This window comes from Brenneria salicis ATCC 15712 = DSM 30166 (assembly GCF_003315515.1).
In the GTDB taxonomy this organism is placed as follows: Bacteria; Pseudomonadota; Gammaproteobacteria; order Enterobacterales; family Enterobacteriaceae; genus Brenneria; species Brenneria salicis.
Window position 1 is genome coordinate 40538 of sequence record NZ_QNRY01000021.1, and the last position, 17789, is coordinate 58326.

Consider the following 17789-nt stretch of genomic DNA (forward strand, 5'->3'; position numbering starts at 1 on the left):
AAGAGGACAGACTGAAGATGACGCGTGAAGAGACGATTCAGGCAACCGTTGACTATTTTGGTTCAGGAAAATTCGAGCAGACGCTGGCGCGCCGCGTGGCATTCCGTACAGAAAGCCAGAACGCCGACAGCGGGCCGCTGCTGATGTCTTATCTGACGGAAGAGATGATCCCGGCGCTACATGCCCTGTCATTTGAATGCCTGCTGGTGGAGAATCCGGTTAACGAAAGATGTCCGTTTTTATTGGCCCGCCGCATTGAACCCCAGGCGGAATTGACGCTGTTGACCTACGGCCACGGTGATGTGGTGCGGGGTTATGATGAGCAATGGCGCGCCGGGTTATCGCCCTGGGACATGGTCAGGGCTGATAGCCGCTGGTACGGGCGCGGCACGGCGGACAACAAAGGCCAGCATACTATCAATCTGGCGGCGCTGGAGCAGGTATTGAAAGCGCGTGGCGGTCAATTGGGCTACAACGTGAAAATCATTCTGGAAATGGGCGAAGAGGATGGTTCTCCGGGGCTGGATGAAGTGTGTGAGCAATACCGTGACTGGCTGGCCGCCGATCTGTTTATTGCCTCTGATGGCCCGCGCGTTTCCGCATCCCGGCCAACCTTGTTTCTCGGTTCCCGCGGGGTGTTCAACTTCGAACTGCAACTGAATTTACGCGAAGGCGCGCATCATTCCGGTAACTGGGGCGGGCTGTTGAGCAATCCGGGGATTCGGCTGGCGCACGCCATCGCCAGCATGGTGGACGCGCATGGCCGCATCCTGGTTCCTGGCCTGCGTCCGCCCGCGTTGTCGGACAATATGCGCCGGGTGCTGTCGGATCTTGAACTGGGCGGCGGCGCGACTGACCCGGTCATCGATGCTCAATGGGGCGAGCCGGGGCTGACCGCCGCCGAGAAAGTGTATGCCTGGAATACGCTGGATGTCCTGGCGTTCGTTACCGGCAACCCGGATAAACCGGCCCATGCCATTCCGCCGCAGGCGAAAGCGCATTGTCATATGCGTTATGTCATGGGGTGCGACGTGGCGAATTTTACCCGGCATATCCGGCATCATCTTGATGCCAACGGTTTTGAGGATGTCGAGATAGTCAACGATGCCAGTCATTACAAAGCGACCCGGCTGGATCTCAATGACCCGTGGGTGGCCTGGGGCGTGATGTCAATCAAGCGTTCGGTCGGCGCGAATGCCGCCGTGTTGCCGAACTTTGGCGGCGGGCTGCCCAATGCCTGCTTTTCGGAAACGCTGGGTTTGCCGACGCTGTGGGTGCCGCACTCTTATCCCGCCTGCTCCCAGCATGCGCCGAACGAACACATTCTGGTGGAGATGACGCTTGAGTCGCTGAAAATCATGACCGGCTTGTTCTGGGATCTGGCGGAACAAGGGAAAGATATCGTCAAAGTGCGTTCAAAGCGGGAGGCATCGCCGTCGGTAACCGCGTTATAAATCGGCACGATGCCAGTTAAAGGGATGAGGTGTCGCCTCATCCCGATTGTACCGGCCAGTTCAGCCAGAACAGATGAGTATTATCCTCCTGATTTACATTTGTCTATGATGAGCCTGTTGCGGTTGAGTCATCGTTAAACACAAGGCGGAGCGCTCATGCATAACAACGAAATTCGTTATTTTATGGCGGTGGCGAGCACCGGGTCGCTAAGCGCGGCCAGCCAGCAGTTGTTTGTGGCGGTGTCCGCCATCAGCCGCCAGATCCAGCGGCTGGAGGCACGGCTGGGCGTGCCTTTATTTGAGCGACATGCCCGCGGTATGGTGCTGAATGACGCCGGGCATATTCTGGAAAATCACGTCCGGCGCAGTATCGTCGATATGGAGTTGGCGATTGCTGAAATCGAGGGGCTGAAATCCTCCCGGCAAACGACGATCCGTATCGTGTGTACCGATGGTCTGGCGTTCAATCTGTTGCCGACGCTATTGGCGAAATACCGGCAACAGCATCCGGCGGTCAATTTTGTGCTGACGGTCGGCAGCGCCAGACAGGTTCCCGATCTGGTCCGCCACGGCGAATGCGATGTGGCGCTGAAGTACAGCCTGTCGCCGGAGCACGGCATCAAGGTGATATCGTCATTTTCCGCGCCGTTTATGGTGGTGATGAAGGACGATCACCCGCTGGCTGCGAGCGATTTTCAACTGGCCGACCTCAATGATTTTCCCGTCATCCTGCCCGATCAGGCGGCGACGGTCCGCCAACTGTTCGATCTCTCATGCCGTATAAGCGGTGTTTTTATCGATCCCGTTTTTACCTGTAATCACTTTTCTACCTTGTATGCCTTTTTGCTCAATACCCCGAATGCCATCGCCATATGCAGTCATTTTTCCGTGTTATACAGCGCCCGGATCGATGGTTTACAGGTGAGGTCGGTCAGTCTGGAGCAACTGGGGCAGCGCACGTTGCAGGTTCAGACGGAAGTCAACAAACCGGTGACTGCGGTACTGAAAGGCTTTTTTGACTTCTTACACGATGAACTAACGCAGCAGGATGTGCGGTTTCGTCAGGCGTATCGCCTCCAGACGTGAAAGGCGACGGCGAAACCCGCACATTGTCACGCTGCGTCAGTCAGATTCGGGTTACGGCTTGGCGGGGATGGCATCGGTCTGTTGCGCGGCGGAGCGTGATTTGTTCAGCGTAACGACCAGCATACCGGCAATAATAGCGATGACGCCGATGACTAATCCTGATGTTAACGATTCTCCGAAAAATGCGACGGAGATAAACAGCCCGACGAGCGGGACGCACAGCATAGAGGAGGCCATGCTGGTGCTGGAAATCCACTGGCTTGCCGCGTTAACCGCGCAGAAACAGAACGCGGTGGCGAGCGGCCCGACAAACAGCGAGATCTCCCATAAACGCGTGGAGTTATCCCCGGTATAAGGACCTTCCTGATACCAGGCGATGATGATTAAAGGGAGCGTGGCAATCAGCATTTGCCAGGGCGCGAGATGATAAGCGCTGGAGGCGCCTCGGTAATAACGCAGATGCAGAATGCAAATGGCCCAGCATAGCGAAGCGAGCAACAGCAATAAGTTGGCCCACAGCGCGTTATGATCTGTCCAGTCCAGCGTCAGAGGATTGAACAGAATGGCGACTCCGGCGATGCCTATCAGCGTGCCCAGCAGTTCCTGCCGGGTTACTTTTTGCCGGAAGATAAGAATGGCGCCCGGCAATACCCACAGCGGGGTGGTATAGGCAAGAATGGCGGAGCGGCCAGCGGGGATCTCGGTCATGGCGATCGCACCCAGCGCGGTAAAGCTCAACATTTGTAGCAAACCGACGCTGAATAACAAGGGGATATCGCGACGCCTGGGCAACCGGAGCGTGCCGGTCACAATCTGGATAAAGAACAGACACAATCCACCGAGCGCGAAACGCAATGCGGAAAACCACAGCGGGGTGATATGTTCCAGCCCAAGTTTCATGACCGGCCAGTTAGTCCCCCAGACCAGAATGGCCAGCAGCAGCAAAAAAAGGCCGCCAATCTGACGTAGTGATAATTCCGCCGGCAATATTTCAGTCAGTGATTGTTTTTGCCAGATAATTTTCTTATTTCTTAACGAGGGATAAATCATTTTATATTTCCGGTCGTCATAAAAGTATCCTGCTGGTAAACCTTATTGTTTTTGTAATTTATCATCACAGAAAAACAATAAGGTTTACCAGAAGATTAGATAAACCCAGTTTATTATTTTTCTGACGGAAATTTTTTCTGTTATTTGCTGTGATATGTTTATTTTCAGAATGATTCTTTCGATCAACCGTTCATTGACAGTAAAGGTTTTCTTTATATGCGCAAACTGGATAAAACTGATATCAGCATCCTTAATAAATTGCAGGAAAACGCCAGGATCACCCACGCTGATTTGGCGCGTGCCGTGAACCTTTCCACCACACCTTGCTTTAACCGGGTGAAAGCGCTCGAAGAACTCGGGCTTATCCGTCAACAGGTCACCCTGCTTTCACCTGAGCGCCTGGGGTTACACGTTAATGTGTTCATCCATGTCAGTCTGGACAGGCAGGTGGAAGCGGCGTTGCAGCAGTTCGAGCAGGCTATTTCAGCGTGTCCTGAAGTGATGGAGTGCTATCTGATGACGGGCGACGCGGATTATCTTCTTCGCGTTCTGGTTAAAAATATCAATGAGATAGAGCACTTTATTCTTCACCATCTGACGCGAATTCCCGGCGTGGCCAATATCCGCTCCAGCTTCGCGCTCAAGCAGGTTCGCTACAAAACCACATTGCCGTTGCCCGCGGAAGGAATGCTGTTGCCGCAGTAGATTTTTTGTCGTTAATTTTATTTCATTTTTTGTTTTTAAATAGAAATTATTTCATTTATTTTGTGTTTTTTGTGAAATTTAAAAGATAAAAACAGGATGATTTAGCAATTTAAATTCATTCGATTTCAGGTAAAGTTATCAACATGGCGTGACGGTATATTCCCCAAGGAATATCACAACCTGCGGCTAATTTTATCCCTTATTTATCGGAGCACTTTTATGAATCTGGAAAAATTCCCACGTTATCCATTAACATTCGGCCCCTCTCCGATTACGCCAATGAAAAGGCTGAGTGAATATTTAGGCGGGGACGTAGAAATATATGCTAAACGTGAAGATTGTAATAGTGGTCTGGCGTTCGGCGGAAATAAAACCCGTAAACTGGAATATCTTATTCCCGAAGCATTAGAGCAAGGCTGCGATACATTGGTTTCTATTGGCGGTATTCAGTCTAACCAGACGCGACAAGTTGCTGCCGTGGCTGCGCATCTGGGAATGAAATGTATTCTGGTGCAAGAGAACTGGGTTAATTATGCTGATGCCGTTTATGATCGCGTCGGTAATATCGAACTGTCGCGTATTATGGGCGCCGATGTTCGTCTTGACGCCGCCGGTTTTGATATTGGCATTCGTGAAAGCTGGAAAAACGCCATGGACGAAGCATCACAGAATGGCGGCAAACCTTTCCCGATCCCGGCCGGTTGCTCCGAGCATCCCTATGGCGGTTTAGGCTTTGTTGGCTTCGCTGAAGAAGTGCGCCAACAGGAAAAAGAACTGGGTTTCAAGTTTGACTTCATCGTGGTGTGTTCCGTCACCGGCAGTACTCAGGCAGGAATGGTGGTTGGCTTTGCGGCGGATGGTCGTTCACAGAATGTCATCGGCATTGATGCCTCGGCAAAACCGGAACAAACCAAGGCGCAGATCCTGCGTATTGCGCAGAATACCGCCAATCTGGTCGAACTGGGCCGTGAAATCACCGAAGAGGACGTGGTGCTGGATACCCGCTATGGCGGCCCGGAATACGGCCTGCCGAGCGAAGGCACGCTGGAAGCTATTCGTCTGTGCGCCCGGATGGAAGGGGTGATGACCGATCCGGTGTATGAAGGTAAATCCATGCAGGGAATGATTGACATGATCCGCAACGGTGAGTTTCCGAAAGGATCAAAAGTCCTGTATGCCCATCTGGGCGGCGCGCCGGCACTGAGCGCTTATAGCTACATTTTCCGTAATGGCTGATGTTGCACGTTAATGTTGCACAATGTCAGGCCCGACCGATAGCGGGCCTGACACGTTAGCATCATCCCCGCTCAGAACGTCAGTTGCGTGGTGGAAAGCACTTCTCTAAGCCCGATAAAAGAACGGATCTGGCGCACGCCGGGCAGAAACAGCAATTGTTCCGCGTGCAGGCGGTTGAAGCTCTGATTGTCTTTCGTCCTGATCATCAAAATGTAATCGAATTCCCCCGTCACTACATGACACTCCATGCAGCCGCTGATCTTCTGGACGGATGCCTCGAAATCTTCGAATGAGCCTGGCGTCGAGCGATCCAGCACCACCCCGATCAACACCACCAGACCGGCATTAAGCGCCTCCGGGTTAAGTAACGCCACAAACCCCTTTATCAGGCCGATTTGTTTGAGTCGTTCAACGCGTCTCAGACAGGCTGGCGGACTGAGATTGACCTTCTCCGCCAGAGCAACGTTTGAGATGGAAGAGTCGGCCTGCAAAATACGCAGGATCGCCGTATCAAAGCGGTCCAGTTCGTAAGATTTTTTGTCATCTGCCGCAGGCAAGGTGTTGTGGGTTTTGTCTTTCATCCGGTTCCAACTGGCATAAGCCGATGCTTGATGTTGTCATCACGTCAATTCAGATAATTAATCTACGGATTTTTATACATCAGGTTAATAAAAATAAGAAAAACCTCTGCCTGTATGCAATAAAACGCATATGCCGCAGCGGTAATTTTCATGGTTGCCTGACGTCTGACGGGCAATGATTCTGAAGCCGGCAAGCACTGATCATGATATTTTTATCTGTCAGGGTAATCTGCCAAAATGCTAAGCTAACATGAAGTTATATTGTAGATATTTATTTTATTTACCGGCTTTTCATCTTGCTGATAGCCTATAGTTAATCATTTAAACGTTGAGGGTAAGGGAATGAAAAAACGTATTGTGGCATTAGGATTGGCGTTAGGATTAGCGTCTGTTTCAGGTATTGCGCAGGCGGATAAGCTGGACGATATTCAAAAAGCCGGTGTGGTCAGGATTGCGGTTTTTGATAGCAATTCGCCGTTTGGTTACATCGATCAGCAAAGTAAAAAGCTGGTGGGTTATGACGTTGATATCGCTGAAGCGATTGGCAAAGCGTTGGGCGTGAAAGTTGAATTGCGGGCAACTAACCCGGCTAACCGTATTCCGCTCCTCAGTTCCAACAAAGTGGATTTGATTGCCGCCAACTTTACCATTACGGATGAACGTGCCAAACAGGTTAACTTCAGCATTCCCTATTTTGCCACCGGACAGAAATTCATTGCCCGTAAAGGGGTTCTGAAAACCCCTGAGAACATTAAAGCCTTGCGTATTGGAGCAGATAAAGGCACGGTTCAGGAAATTACGCTGCGTGAGCATTATCCTACGGCGAAAGTCATTTCCTATGACGATACCCCGCTGGCGTTTGCCGCGTTACGCAACGGCAACGTTCAGGCGATTACGCAGGACGATGCGAAACTGGTCGGGTTGTTGGCTAACGTGCCGGATGCGCAAAAAGCGGATTTTGAGATCTCACCTTTTAGCCTTACCAAAGAATATCAAGGTATTGGCATCGCTAAAGGCGAGACGCGGCTGACGGAGAAAGTCAACGAAACCCTAGTGAGTCTGGAAAAACAGGGTGAGGCGAAAACGATTTACGAACGCTGGTTCGGGCCTGCGACAAAATCGGCGCAGCCGCGTGGTGATTTCACCTTCGCCCCGCTGGAGCAGCAGCCAAAAGCCTGATTTTTTAGACTAACGAAGTAATTTTTAGCCCTCAGCTTGCGGGGGGCGTTGTTGTTTTATGTTATGGAAAACACGAGTGACTTATGAAACAGACAAACACGGCGCTGCAATACATTGAGCAATGGTTGCTGGCTCCCCACTATCTTGGTTGGCTGTGGCAAGGTTTTCTGATCACGTTATGGATTTCCCTCTGTACGATTATTTTTGCCACCTTTGTGGGGGTTTTACTGGCGGCGGCCAGAGATAGCCGGCTAAAGACGCTTCGTTATGCGGTGATGGCATATAGCTCCCTTTTTCGTAATACCCCGTTGTTGATACAGCTTTTTTTCTGGTACTTCGGCGCAGGTCAACTGTTTCCCTCCGAGATGATGCAGTGGTTGAATACGCCGCACGACATTACGCTGTTGGGGATAAATCTGGCGTGGCCGTCCTTCGAATTTCTGGCTGGATTATTTGGGCTGACGCTGTATTCCAGCGCCTTTATTGCGGAAGAAATCCGCGCGGGCATTGGCGGCGTGGCGCGTGGACAAAAATATGCGGCCCTGGCGCTGGGCCTCACGCTCTGGCAATCAATGCGCCATGTGGTGCTGCCGCAAGCATTGAACATCGCATTGTTGCCGTTGCTAGGGCAATACATGAATGTGATCAAGAACTCCTCGCTGGCGATGGCGATTGGCGTCGCCGAACTCTCTTACGCCTCGCGTCAGGTGGAAACCGAAACCTTGCGTACTTTTCAGGCATTCGGCGTTGCTACCGTGCTGTATATTGCGATTATCGCATTGATGGAAGGCTGGGGCATGTGGCGTCAGCAGCGTAATCTGGTTGAGAGGCACTGAAATGGATTTTACTATTATTGGCGATAATCTCGGTTACCTGATGTGGGGCGCCTTTCCTGACGGTCCGCTCGGCGGGGCGGCGCTGACATTGTTAATGAGTTTGCTGGCGGGGATTGCCTCGGCGCTGTTGGGCACGCTACTGGGGATTGCGCTGGCTATATCGAGCGGCGTAGGGTCGGCAATACTGGCGGCGGTTCTCGGTTTCTTCCGGGCCATCCCTGTCATCATGCTGATTTTCTGGACCTACTTTCTGCTCCCGATCCTCTTTGGCGTGGATATTCCCGAAATCACCACGGTGGTGTGCGCGTTGGCGCTGATTGCATCCGCTTATCTGGCACATAGCGTGAAAGCCGGTATTGTCGCGATCGGTCGCGGACAGTGGCAGGCGGGCTTATCGCTGGGATTAACACGTTGGCAAGTGCTGTGGAATATCGTTTTGCCACAGGCGTTGCGGATGATGGCGCCGTCGTTTATCAATCAATGGATTTCCCTGATTAAAGACACGTCGCTGGCTTACATCGTTGGCGTGGGTGAACTGACGTTTCTGGCGACGCAGGTGAACAATCGCAGCATGGTCTACCCGATGGAGGTGTTCCTGTTTGTCGCGCTGGTCTATTTTGTGTTTTGTCTGTCGCTGGAACTGCTGGCAAACAGGGTTAATCAGCGCTTTAGTCAGCAGGAAAAACAATTAAAGCGCTCATGGTTACGGTGGCGAAACAAGCCAGCCTGATGACGTTACAGCAGTTTGAATCTCTTCCCATCAATTTTAAGGGAATCAGCGTTAATACGCATAAATGTGCAAAATTGTTATAGGATAGCGAAAACCATTATCCCTTCTTTGGAATGCTGACAATGAATAAATCACAAACTGATCTTACCGCCGGGCAAGGCCTGCTGGAACGCGTGTTTAAGCTGAAACAGCACGGCACCACCGCGCGAACTGAAACCATAGCAGGCTTCACCACGTTTCTGACGATGGTATACATCGTTTTTGTCAACCCGCAAATTCTGGGTGTGGCCGGCATGGATACCAAAGCGGTGTTTGTCACCACCTGTCTGATTGCGGCATTTGGCAGCATCCTGATGGGGTTGCTGGCCAATCTGCCGGTCGCTCTGGCGCCGGCGATGGGGCTGAACGCCTTTTTTGCGTTTGTCGTTGTGGGGGCGATGGGGCTTTCCTGGCAGGTTGCCATGGGCGCAATCTTCTGGGGTGCGGTTGGTTTCCTGTTGTTGACGATTTGCCAGATTCGTTACTGGATGATTGCCAATATTCCCCTTAGCCTGCGTCTCGGCATCGCCAGCGGCATCGGCCTGTTTATTGCCATGATGGGCTTGAAAAATGCCGGTATTATCATGCCTAACCCTGAAACGCTGGTGACGATCGGTAATCTGACGTCGCACAGCGCGCTGTTGGGCGCACTGGGTTTTTTCATCATTGTGGCGTTGGCGTCGCGTAATATTCATGCCGCGGTGCTGGTTTCTATCGTGGTGACCACCTCAATGGGTCTGCTGCTCGGCGACGTGACGTTTTCCGGTGTCTTCTCGATGCCGCCCAGCGTGATGACCGTGGTGGGACAGGTAGATCTGGCCGGCGCGTTAAATCTGGGCCTGTCCGGGGTTATCTTCTCCTTTATGCTGGTTAACCTGTTTGACTCTTCCGGCACGTTGATCGGGGTGACGGATAAAGCGGGTCTGGTGGATGCCCGCGGCAAGTTCCCCCGCATGAAGCAAGCGTTGTATGTGGACAGCGTCAGTTCGGTTGCCGGCTCCTTTATTGGCACATCCTCCGTGACGGCATATATTGAAAGTTCTTCCGGGGTGTCCGTCGGCGGCCGTACCGGGTTGACCGCGGTTGTGGTGGGGCTGTTGTTCTTGCTGGTTATCTTCCTGTCGCCGCTGGCGGGGATGGTTCCGGCTTACGCGGCGGCGGGCGCGCTGATTTATGTCGGCGTATTGATGACCTCCAGTCTGGCGCGAGTGAAATGGGATGATTTGACGGAAGCGGTACCGGCCTTTATCACAGCGGTGATGATGCCGTTCAGTTTCTCGATCACCGAAGGGATTGCATTAGGCTTTATTTCTTACTGCATAATGAAGCTGGCGACAGGCCGCTGGCGTGAAATCAGCCCTTGCGTGGTGGTTGTCGCGCTGTTGTTCCTGTTAAAAATCATTTTTATCGATGCGCATTAATTCTTTTCCCGCTCCGGGATTTACCCGGAGCGCAGCTTTTTATTCGTGGTGGAGGTAAGCGCAATTTACTGAAATGGTGAGGAGATCGTTTTTTCAACGGCGTGGCTGGTCAGTCTCATATAACGCACAGATTGACGCTGTTGATGGATGATCTCTCTGGTTTTCTTCATGCCCATGTCTGAGGAGTAATTCCAGATCACCAGCCGGTTCAGCGTTGGCGCATGCGCGCATGCCCATGCCAGGTAATCGTCAATATCGCTAATCACTTCAACTTCAGACAGGCTGTTGGTACGTAGTCGTCCGGAAGCCGGATGAAGCTTCAGGCTTTCGGGGCGGCTGACATTCAGTGTGGGAAGTTTCAACAGGGACTGACGAATGGTACACAGTTGTGTGGCGGCTTCAAGAGGATCCTGTTGTGCGTCAATCCAGGCTTGCTCCGCCTGCGTGCGGGTTTGAAGATGAGCAGGAACCTGATTATTTGACCGGACATGCACAATCTCGATATCCATGCCGACCAGTCCCTCTTCGCTCAGCAGAATGGCAATGGTATTCCCGGCATAACCCAGGCTGAAATTAGGCAGGATAGGATCAGCAAAATAAGGTCTGCCCTCCGGCGATGAAAGCAAAGGCAGTAATTGCGGATAACCGAAAAAGTAGAACATCATCTCCGCCAGCAGCGCCCGACTTTTCAGATAACGCTCGCGACGTTTAGCGGAGAAGCCTTGTGTTGAGGAAATAAGGTCATCCGATAATCTTTGCAAGTCGGGAAGCGCTTCCGTGCTGGTCCACCTGACAAAATGACAGGTCATTGTTCACTCCGTGATAATGATAAAGGTTTCGATTCGCCTGGGTTCTACCTAAAGGCATGCCCCGGTATTAAAAATGATGGTAGTACAAATATTCCGTTTATGTGGTATCTCATTGGCATATTATCAGACTAATATATGATCTAAATAAAAATAGGTAGATAAATCGGCGATTATTATTTATTAAAAGCAACAATGTTCCGGTAGTCTTGCGCTGAATGCCATTGCTTCTCATACGTTCTCTTATGCAATTCAGCCGATGTTACCAATCTGAGCGCGGAGGTTGGGCAGACGCTGATGCAGGAAGGGCTGTCAGCCACACCGACACATAAATCGCACTTATGTACTTCGCTTTTAGTGAGCGCCGACCCGCTGTTAATCGCAACAGGAACTGCTGTGACATTGATCGCGCCGAAAGGACAAGCGATCACGCAGCTTTTACAGCCAATGCAGCGTGACTCAATCACCTGAATACTGTCGTGGTCGCGCACCAGCGCATCATGAGGACAAACACTGGCGCAGGGCGCATTTTCACATTGGCGGCACAGGACGGGTACGCTGACGCTGGCGTTCTTTATTACGGTTAAGCGAGGGAAAAAACGACTGGGCTGTAGCGTCGCGCTATTGCCGCCGCTGTGTGCCACCGCACAGGCGATTTCGCAGGTTCGACAGCCGATACACTTCTGCGCATCGGCGATAACGAATTGATTCATCAGGGCGTCTCCTTCAGGGATGCGCCGGAATCAGACGCGAGTGAGGTTGCCGACCGGGTCGCTGAACTCTTTCCTATCCCCATAACATCAATCATTCCCTTCGCTGCTTTACGGCCATCGGCAATTGCGGTGACCACCAGATCGGCTCCGCGTACTGCGTCTCCTCCGGCAAAAATCCGCGGGTGGTTAGTCTGGCAGGGAATGCGGCTGTTAGCGGACGCGATAATGTAACCCCATTTGTCCAGACTGACGTCCGCTTCTTCCAGCCAGGGCATGCTGTGCGCCTGAAAACCAAACGCGATCAGGATGGCATCGGCGGGTTGTACAAATTCGGACCCCGCAATAGGACGCGGGCGCCGACGCCCGCTGGCATCGGGGGCGCCCAATTCAGTGCGAATCAGACTGATGCCGCACACTTCTCCTTGCTCATTCAGACAAATTTTCTGCGGTTGTACGTTGAACATGAATTCAACGCCTTCTTCCCGTGAGTTTTTTACCTCTTTTTTCGAGCCAGGCATGTTGGCTTCATCACGGCGATACGCGCAGGTGACGGATACGGCGCCCTGACGAACGGAAGTGCGCAGACAGTCCATCGCGGTGTCTCCGCCACCGAGCACCACAACCCGTTTTCCCGCCATCGAAATATAGGGTTCATCGTCAAGCTCCGGTAAACCCATTACGTGTTTGGTATTGGCTATCAGGAACGGCAGCGCATCAAAAACGCCGGGCGCCTGTTCATTTTCAATCCCCGCCTTCATGGAGCGATAAGTACCCACGCCGAGAAACACGGTATCAAACTCATTGAGGATCTGAGGGAGTGAAACGTCTTTACCCACTTCGATATTTAATTGAAATTCGATGCCCATCTCACGGAACATCTCATGGCGGTGAGTAAGCACTCGCTTATCCAGTTTGAAAGGAGGAATGCCGAATGTCAGTAGGCCGCCAATTTCAGGATGACGATCGAACACCACAGCCTGAACGCCATTACGCGCCAGAACATCCGCACAGGCCAGTCCCGCCGGGCCTGCGCCAATAATGGCGGCACGTTTGCCGCTTGGCGTAACTCGACTCAAATCAGGCTTCCAGCCCATGGCGATGGCGGTATCGGTAATGTAACGCTCAATATTGCCGACGGTGATCGCGCCGTATTCCTTGCCCAGCGTGCAGGCGCCTTCGCACAGCCTGTCTTGCGGGCATACCCGGCCACAGATCTCCGGCAGGCTGCTGGTCTGGTGAGACAGTTCCACTGCTTCCAGAATTCGGCCTTGTTTGGTCAGGTTGAGTAATTCGGGGATATTGTTATGCAGCGGACAGGTCCACTCACAAATGGAATGTTTCCCGCAGGCGAGGCAGCGATCGGCCTGATCCCGCGTCTGCTCCGGCGTAAAGCCGTGATATATCTCGTCGAACGTGGTTTTACGTTGTGTCAGCGGTTTTTTTTCCGCGTCGCGCCGGGGCCAGTTTTTTCTCTGGTTTAACGGGTTGCGTGCCTCGGCCTTACCGACGGGTATGGCTCGTTGCCAGTGCGTTGATGTAAGCAACGCCATGTTTTGCTGTTTTTTGCGGCGGTTTGCTTCCAACGTCTGTTCGCTGACCAATTGCAGGGCTTGCGTCGGACAGGCTTCCACACAGGCTGGTCCCTGTGAACGGCCTGAGCAGAGATCGCATTTATATGCCGTGGCGCCACGGTTCGTGGCGTTGGTGACGACCGAAATAGCGCCAAACGGACAGGCCAGTACGCAGGTTTTGCAACCAATACAGCGTTCTTTAATGATTTGAATACTATTATCTTTTTTTACCAGCGCCTGAGTCGGGCAAACGCTGGCGCAGGGAGCATCTTCACACTGACGGCAGGTCACCGCAGAGCGAAAATCTTGTGTGTTGAAGGCTTTTATTCTGGGTTGGAACAATTCAGCATGGGTTGGATATTGTTCGTCGTTGTGTGAAATAACGCAGGCAATTTCGCAGGCGCGACAACCCATACAGTCTTGAGCACTGACAATAACAAACCTATTCATAAACTCTCCCGACAAAAAATACCTTCTTATAACGACCGTAGCGAAACGCAAGGGGTCTTATTGCGTACAAACGCGTTAAATGTAAACACTCACTCACATCATGAGCGAGATACTCTGATTGATAGCGTTCGATTTTTTGTCTGGTTGCCCAGAAAGTGATTTGGAAGGGGTTGGCAGGATCTCGTCAGGAGAAAATACAACTATCCCCCCATTTATTGCCTTCATCCTAATGGCTCTGAAAACCACAGATTTTGATGTAGAACAGGTAACGATATGGTTAATGCAAAGTTTCTGAATGAAAATATTCTGATTGAGTTAGTGAGATACCATTTCATATTCATATTGATGTTAACTTAATTAAACTATTAGTTTTTATTTGGTTTTTTATTGATGGGGCGGTTTGTTGACACGGGGAAAGCGAATTCGATAAGTTGACATAGGCCCTGACGCCAGACCGGGGTGGGTTGCGCAGGCGTACATCAAATATTGCCTGTACTTTACCGCCGTAGCAGGCGATGTGCTGATATTTCAGCCTTGCAGGAAAGCAAGGCTTGTGGTTATTCCGCCGTCAGACAATTTTCATCGTGACGTCAATATTGCCGCGCGTGGCGTTTGAGTAAGGGCATACGGTGTGTGCTTTTTGCACCAGTTCTTCCGCTTTGGCTTTGTCAAAGCCGGGGATGGAGATTTTCAACTCCACTTCAATGCCGAAGCCGGTTGGGATCTTGCCAATACCGACACTGCCTTCGATTGACGTATCGGACGGCAGCGAGACTTTCTCACTTGAGGCGACGTTTTTCAGCGCTCCCAGAAAACAGGCGGAGTAACCTGCGGCAAACAGTTGTTCAGGGTTGGTGCCTTCACCTCCTCCACCACCCAGTTCTTTTGGCACATCAAGCTTCACATCAAGATGGTTGTCTGATGAAACAGCGCGGCCATCACGCCCGCCTGTTGCTTTAGCATGAGCAACATAGAGAACTTTTTCGATAGACATACTTTCTCCTGTGATTTATGGGAACAGGTTTAAGCGTAGACCATATGGCGCATATCTACCTATCTTCCTGGGATCACGTTGTCTACACCATGACCTCTTTTTTCCCTGATGCTTGGAGGAAACGCCTATTGCGACTCGTTGTTCCGCTGAGTAGCGACGATAGTCCCGATATTCTCCTCTACCCAATCGGCCAGGATTTTTACTTTTTCACTCACTTCTCTGCCCAGCGGCGTCAGGCTGTATTCCACATGCGGCGGAACAACGGGATAGGCGGTACGCAGGATAAATCCATCGCTTTCCAGATACTGTAGCGTCTGAGCCAGCATGCGTTCGCTCACGCCGCCAATTCTGCGCCGTAACTGACTGAAACGGTGAGTTCCCTCCATCAGCGCAACCAGTATCAATACCCCCCAACGGCTGGTAACGTGGTTAAGCACCTGACGGGACGGACATTTTTCAGCGAAAAGATCGCCCTTTGGCATCATTGCGACAAGAGAGTCCGCATCGTTTATTTTTTTATGCACTATACTTACCTTTATGTGCGTACTTACTTAAAGTTAGCTTTGTGGGTATTATGCCAGCCTGTGTTAGTCAAAGAAAGGAACTTAATGATGATTGCGATTACAGGTGCATCCGGTCAATTGGGCCGTTTAGTCATTGAACAACTGTTGGTAAAGGTTCCGGCGACGGAAATTCTGGCGCTGGTGCGGGATGTGAATAAAGCGGCGGATTTGGCCGCTCACGGCGTTCAGGTAAAATCGGCGGACTATAACCAGCCAGAGGCGCTTTTTTCCGCGTTGCAAGGCGTTGATAAGGTATTGTTAATTTCCTCCAGCGAAGTGGGTCAGCGCGCTGCTCAGCACCGCAATGTGATTGAAGCCGCTGTTAAAGCGAAAGTAGCGCTGCTGGCTTATATCAGCTTGCTGCATGCGGATACCTCACCGCTTGCGCTGGCGGCTGAGCATCGTGAAACCGAAGCATTGTTAAAACAATCGGGCCTGCCCCATGTTGTACTGCGCAACGGTTGGTACACGGAAAACTATACGGGAAGCATACCGGCTGCATTACAACACGAGGTCTTTATTGGTTGTGCCGGAGAAGGAAAGATCGCCTCCGCCACGCGTGCGGATTTTGCCGCGGCTGCAGCTGCCGTTCTGACGCGGGAAAACCAGGCCGGCAAGATTTATGAACTGGCTGGCGATGAAGCTTATACGCTGACCGATTTGGCGGCTGAGATCAGCAAACAGTCTGGTAAAAGTATTGGTTATCAAAACCTGTCGGAAGAGGAATACAAGGCGGCGTTGGTTGGCGCTGGCTTGCCAGAGGCTTTTGCCGGGATCATTGCGGATTCGGATACGGGAGCGTCCAAAGGCGGTCTGTTTGATGGTAGCCATCAACTGAGCAACCTGATCGGGCGAGCAACGACCCCACTGGCAACGGTGGTGAAAGCAGCACTGAAGTAAGTTCACCTCCCTGCTCATGGTTGATGTGAGCGGGGATAACTTTGTGTTGATGGAATATTTTAACGGTTATGGCGTGGATAATTGCCAACTTTTCTTAATTTCCCGATGACCATAAACGTTCCTTTGAATGTTGAACGTCAAACCCATAACCTTCCATATACGTTATTTACGTTCAGGTTTTAGCCGACTATCAAATTGGAATGGAATAGTCTCTGCCTTCTGAATGATCCCGTAGAAATCGGGGTATTCAGGGTTTAACAGGTAGTTATACTCCACGGGCGATAGGGCACTGGGGACACGCAACGCTATCGAACCTTTGGCAAAGCACCAGGCATCACCGTATTCGGCCAGCTCCGGCGGCGCGTCTTCATCAGCCCAATTATCTGGCAGTTCATCCATATCGGCGCTCTGAATTTGATCATCAGGCACATCGATACGCAATAGCGTGAAATACTCTAGGATCTGCGCCGCATGCAGATGTACCAGCGTCTCCAGCATGGTAAGCGATGCTGTTTCTGATACATAAACCATCGAGATGCCAACACTGTTCCAGCGGCCTCCAGCCTCCTTTGCTCCGTATCCCGTCCAGGCTGTAGAAAGATACTTTGTCTTTATCAGCCGATAGAGAATCAAGAGTACACTCCATGTTCCAGGCGCGTGATCAATTTCATGACCTCGTAAGCCCCGGTTTCGGATGCCATCAGTTCTGCCGGCACTTTCCAGCTCAGCGCCCTGTTTGGCTCATTCAACCATTTTTGCGCCTCTTCTTTATCACCTTCGAACAATTCTACCGCCCGATCAATAACGCGGATGATGCGCACCAGTCGTTCGCTTTGCTCGGCGCTGAATCGCGCTTTCACGCTGCGACTAAACGTCGTTGACGGAATGCCGGACATTTTGCGCAGGTCGTTTTGCGTTATCTTCGCCCAGTCAACAATCAGGTTAGCAACCTTGCCATCAAGTCCTTCGCTAATCTGCCCCAGCAGCGCCACACCATCGGAATTGTTTAACCCGGCCACCTGCCATAAGCGAGGCGGTCTGGTCTGAGTCGTGGATAAGCTAAATGTTTTCATAATTAACCTCCATTTGGTTATTTCAGTATATCCATATGGTGATTGGTGTGCAAATTAGGCGTCCAGGGGAAATGCCCGGGCAGCTGGTACAGCCGCCAACAAAAGCGGCTTTGATGTATTGCATCCGTTGATTGCAGTAACCAATTGTCATTTGAATCGGCAATGCGTAGCGCTTCTTTGTTGTGCTCGCGTACCGCTGACGAACGCGGCTTATCGTAGACAAACAGGTTGAGCGGTTTTTGTGACCGTTTTAATCGGCGCTGTCCATCTTCGATGCTTGTACATAATCTTCGTCTGATTAATCTGTAGTGGAATACTGAATTTGGCCACCTGAACAGAGGTGATATGCTCACCTCAGAACAACACAGGTGCTCCAATGAAAAAAAGAAATTTTAGTGCAGA

The 17789-nt window shown here is 51.5% G+C and carries 18 protein-coding genes; 9 read left to right on the forward strand and 9 right to left on the reverse strand.

Going from position 1 to position 17789, the window contains the following annotated elements:
- Nucleotides 1-17 precede the first annotated feature (17 nt).
- Together DES54_RS10450 and DES54_RS10455 are read left to right on the forward strand one after the other, a co-directional pair.
- Entirely contained in the window at nucleotides 18-1454 is a 1437-nt protein-coding gene (locus tag DES54_RS10450; RefSeq protein WP_113867134.1) for a M20 family metallopeptidase, read from the forward strand.
- Nucleotides 1455-1610: 156 nt separating this feature from the next.
- Entirely contained in the window at nucleotides 1611-2540 is a 930-nt protein-coding gene (locus DES54_RS10455) for a LysR family transcriptional regulator (RefSeq protein ID WP_113867136.1), read from the forward strand.
- A gap of 51 nt (nucleotides 2541-2591) precedes the next feature.
- On the opposite strand, the gene DES54_RS10460 is transcribed toward DES54_RS10455, so the two are convergent.
- The gene (locus DES54_RS10460; protein ID WP_113867138.1) at nucleotides 2592-3590 is read right to left on the reverse strand and encodes a DMT family transporter; all 999 of its coding nucleotides are present in this window, start codon (nucleotides 3588-3590) and stop codon (nucleotides 2592-2594) included.
- Nucleotides 3591-3806: 216 nt separating this feature from the next.
- Between DES54_RS10460 and DES54_RS10465 the strand changes: the two genes are divergently transcribed.
- Together DES54_RS10465 and DES54_RS10470 are read left to right on the forward strand one after the other, a co-directional pair.
- A complete protein-coding gene (locus tag DES54_RS10465; RefSeq protein ID WP_113867140.1) occupies nucleotides 3807-4295 on the forward strand; it encodes an Lrp/AsnC family transcriptional regulator in 489 nt (162 codons plus the stop codon).
- A 219-nt stretch (nucleotides 4296-4514) separates the two neighbouring features.
- On the forward strand, nucleotides 4515-5531 hold the full coding sequence (locus tag DES54_RS10470) for a 1-aminocyclopropane-1-carboxylate deaminase (RefSeq protein ID WP_113867142.1): 1017 nt from the start codon (nucleotides 4515-4517) through the stop codon (nucleotides 5529-5531).
- A 71-nt stretch (nucleotides 5532-5602) separates the two neighbouring features.
- Here DES54_RS10470 and DES54_RS10475 read toward each other — a convergent pair whose 3' ends face one another.
- Nucleotides 5603-6112, reverse strand: coding sequence for an Lrp/AsnC family transcriptional regulator (locus DES54_RS10475; protein ID WP_113867144.1), 510 nt, complete (start codon nucleotides 6110-6112; stop codon nucleotides 5603-5605).
- A gap of 342 nt (nucleotides 6113-6454) precedes the next feature.
- On the opposite strand from DES54_RS10475, the gene DES54_RS10480 reads away from it, so the two are divergent.
- The 4 genes from DES54_RS10480 (at nucleotide 6455) to DES54_RS10495 (ending at nucleotide 10317) form a co-directional block, all read left to right on the forward strand.
- Nucleotides 6455-7291, forward strand: a complete 837-nt coding sequence (locus DES54_RS10480) for an ABC transporter substrate-binding protein (RefSeq protein WP_113867146.1) — start codon at nucleotides 6455-6457, stop codon at nucleotides 7289-7291.
- An 83-nt stretch (nucleotides 7292-7374) separates the two neighbouring features.
- Nucleotides 7375-8127 (forward strand): amino acid ABC transporter permease, encoded by a 753-nt coding sequence (locus tag DES54_RS10485; RefSeq protein ID WP_113867148.1) that lies wholly within the window; start codon nucleotides 7375-7377, stop codon nucleotides 8125-8127.
- Between the two features lies 1 nt (nucleotide 8128).
- Nucleotides 8129-8857 carry an amino acid ABC transporter permease gene (locus tag DES54_RS10490; RefSeq protein WP_113867150.1) on the forward strand — a complete coding sequence of 243 codons (729 nt, stop codon included), beginning with the start codon at nucleotides 8129-8131 and terminating at the stop codon, nucleotides 8855-8857.
- Between the two features lie 122 nt (nucleotides 8858-8979).
- Nucleotides 8980-10317 (forward strand): NCS2 family permease, encoded by a 1338-nt coding sequence (locus DES54_RS10495; protein WP_113867152.1) that lies wholly within the window; start codon nucleotides 8980-8982, stop codon nucleotides 10315-10317.
- A 65-nt stretch (nucleotides 10318-10382) separates the two neighbouring features.
- On the opposite strand, the gene DES54_RS10500 is transcribed toward DES54_RS10495, so the two are convergent.
- The 5 genes from DES54_RS10500 to DES54_RS10520 all read right to left on the reverse strand — a co-directional run bounded on the left by DES54_RS10500 (nucleotide 10383) and on the right by DES54_RS10520 (nucleotide 15336).
- Nucleotides 10383-11126: a 4'-phosphopantetheinyl transferase family protein gene (locus tag DES54_RS10500; RefSeq protein ID WP_113867154.1), complete on the reverse strand. Its 744-nt coding sequence runs from the start codon at nucleotides 11124-11126 to the stop codon at nucleotides 10383-10385.
- Between the two features lie 173 nt (nucleotides 11127-11299).
- Nucleotides 11300-11836: a 4Fe-4S dicluster domain-containing protein gene (locus DES54_RS10505; protein WP_113867157.1), complete on the reverse strand. Its 537-nt coding sequence runs from the start codon at nucleotides 11834-11836 to the stop codon at nucleotides 11300-11302.
- The gene (aegA, locus tag DES54_RS10510) at nucleotides 11836-13857 is read right to left on the reverse strand and encodes a formate-dependent uric acid utilization protein AegA (protein WP_113867159.1); all 2022 of its coding nucleotides are present in this window, start codon (nucleotides 13855-13857) and stop codon (nucleotides 11836-11838) included. Before aegA ends, DES54_RS10505 begins: the two co-directional genes overlap by 1 nt.
- A 568-nt stretch (nucleotides 13858-14425) precedes the next feature.
- Entirely contained in the window at nucleotides 14426-14851 is a 426-nt protein-coding gene (locus tag DES54_RS10515; RefSeq protein ID WP_113867161.1) for an organic hydroperoxide resistance protein, read from the reverse strand.
- A 125-nt stretch (nucleotides 14852-14976) separates the two neighbouring features.
- Nucleotides 14977-15336 (reverse strand): winged helix-turn-helix transcriptional regulator, encoded by a 360-nt coding sequence (locus DES54_RS10520; protein WP_113867178.1) that lies wholly within the window; start codon nucleotides 15334-15336, stop codon nucleotides 14977-14979.
- Nucleotides 15337-15462: 126 nt separating this feature from the next.
- Between DES54_RS10520 and DES54_RS10525 the strand changes: the two genes are divergently transcribed.
- Nucleotides 15463-16314: an SDR family oxidoreductase gene (locus DES54_RS10525; protein ID WP_113867163.1), complete on the forward strand. Its 852-nt coding sequence runs from the start codon at nucleotides 15463-15465 to the stop codon at nucleotides 16312-16314.
- Between the two features lie 162 nt (nucleotides 16315-16476).
- On the opposite strand, the gene DES54_RS10530 is transcribed toward DES54_RS10525, so the two are convergent.
- Both DES54_RS10530 and DES54_RS10535 read right to left on the reverse strand, forming a co-directional pair.
- Nucleotides 16477-16947 carry an RES family NAD+ phosphorylase gene (locus DES54_RS10530; protein WP_113867165.1) on the reverse strand — a complete coding sequence of 157 codons (471 nt, stop codon included), beginning with the start codon at nucleotides 16945-16947 and terminating at the stop codon, nucleotides 16477-16479.
- Nucleotides 16944-17387 carry an Xre family toxin-antitoxin system antitoxin gene (locus DES54_RS10535; protein WP_113867166.1) on the reverse strand — a complete coding sequence of 148 codons (444 nt, stop codon included), beginning with the start codon at nucleotides 17385-17387 and terminating at the stop codon, nucleotides 16944-16946. The genes DES54_RS10530 and DES54_RS10535 overlap by 4 nt, the downstream gene beginning before the upstream one ends.
- Between the last annotated feature and the right edge of the window lie 402 nt (nucleotides 17388-17789).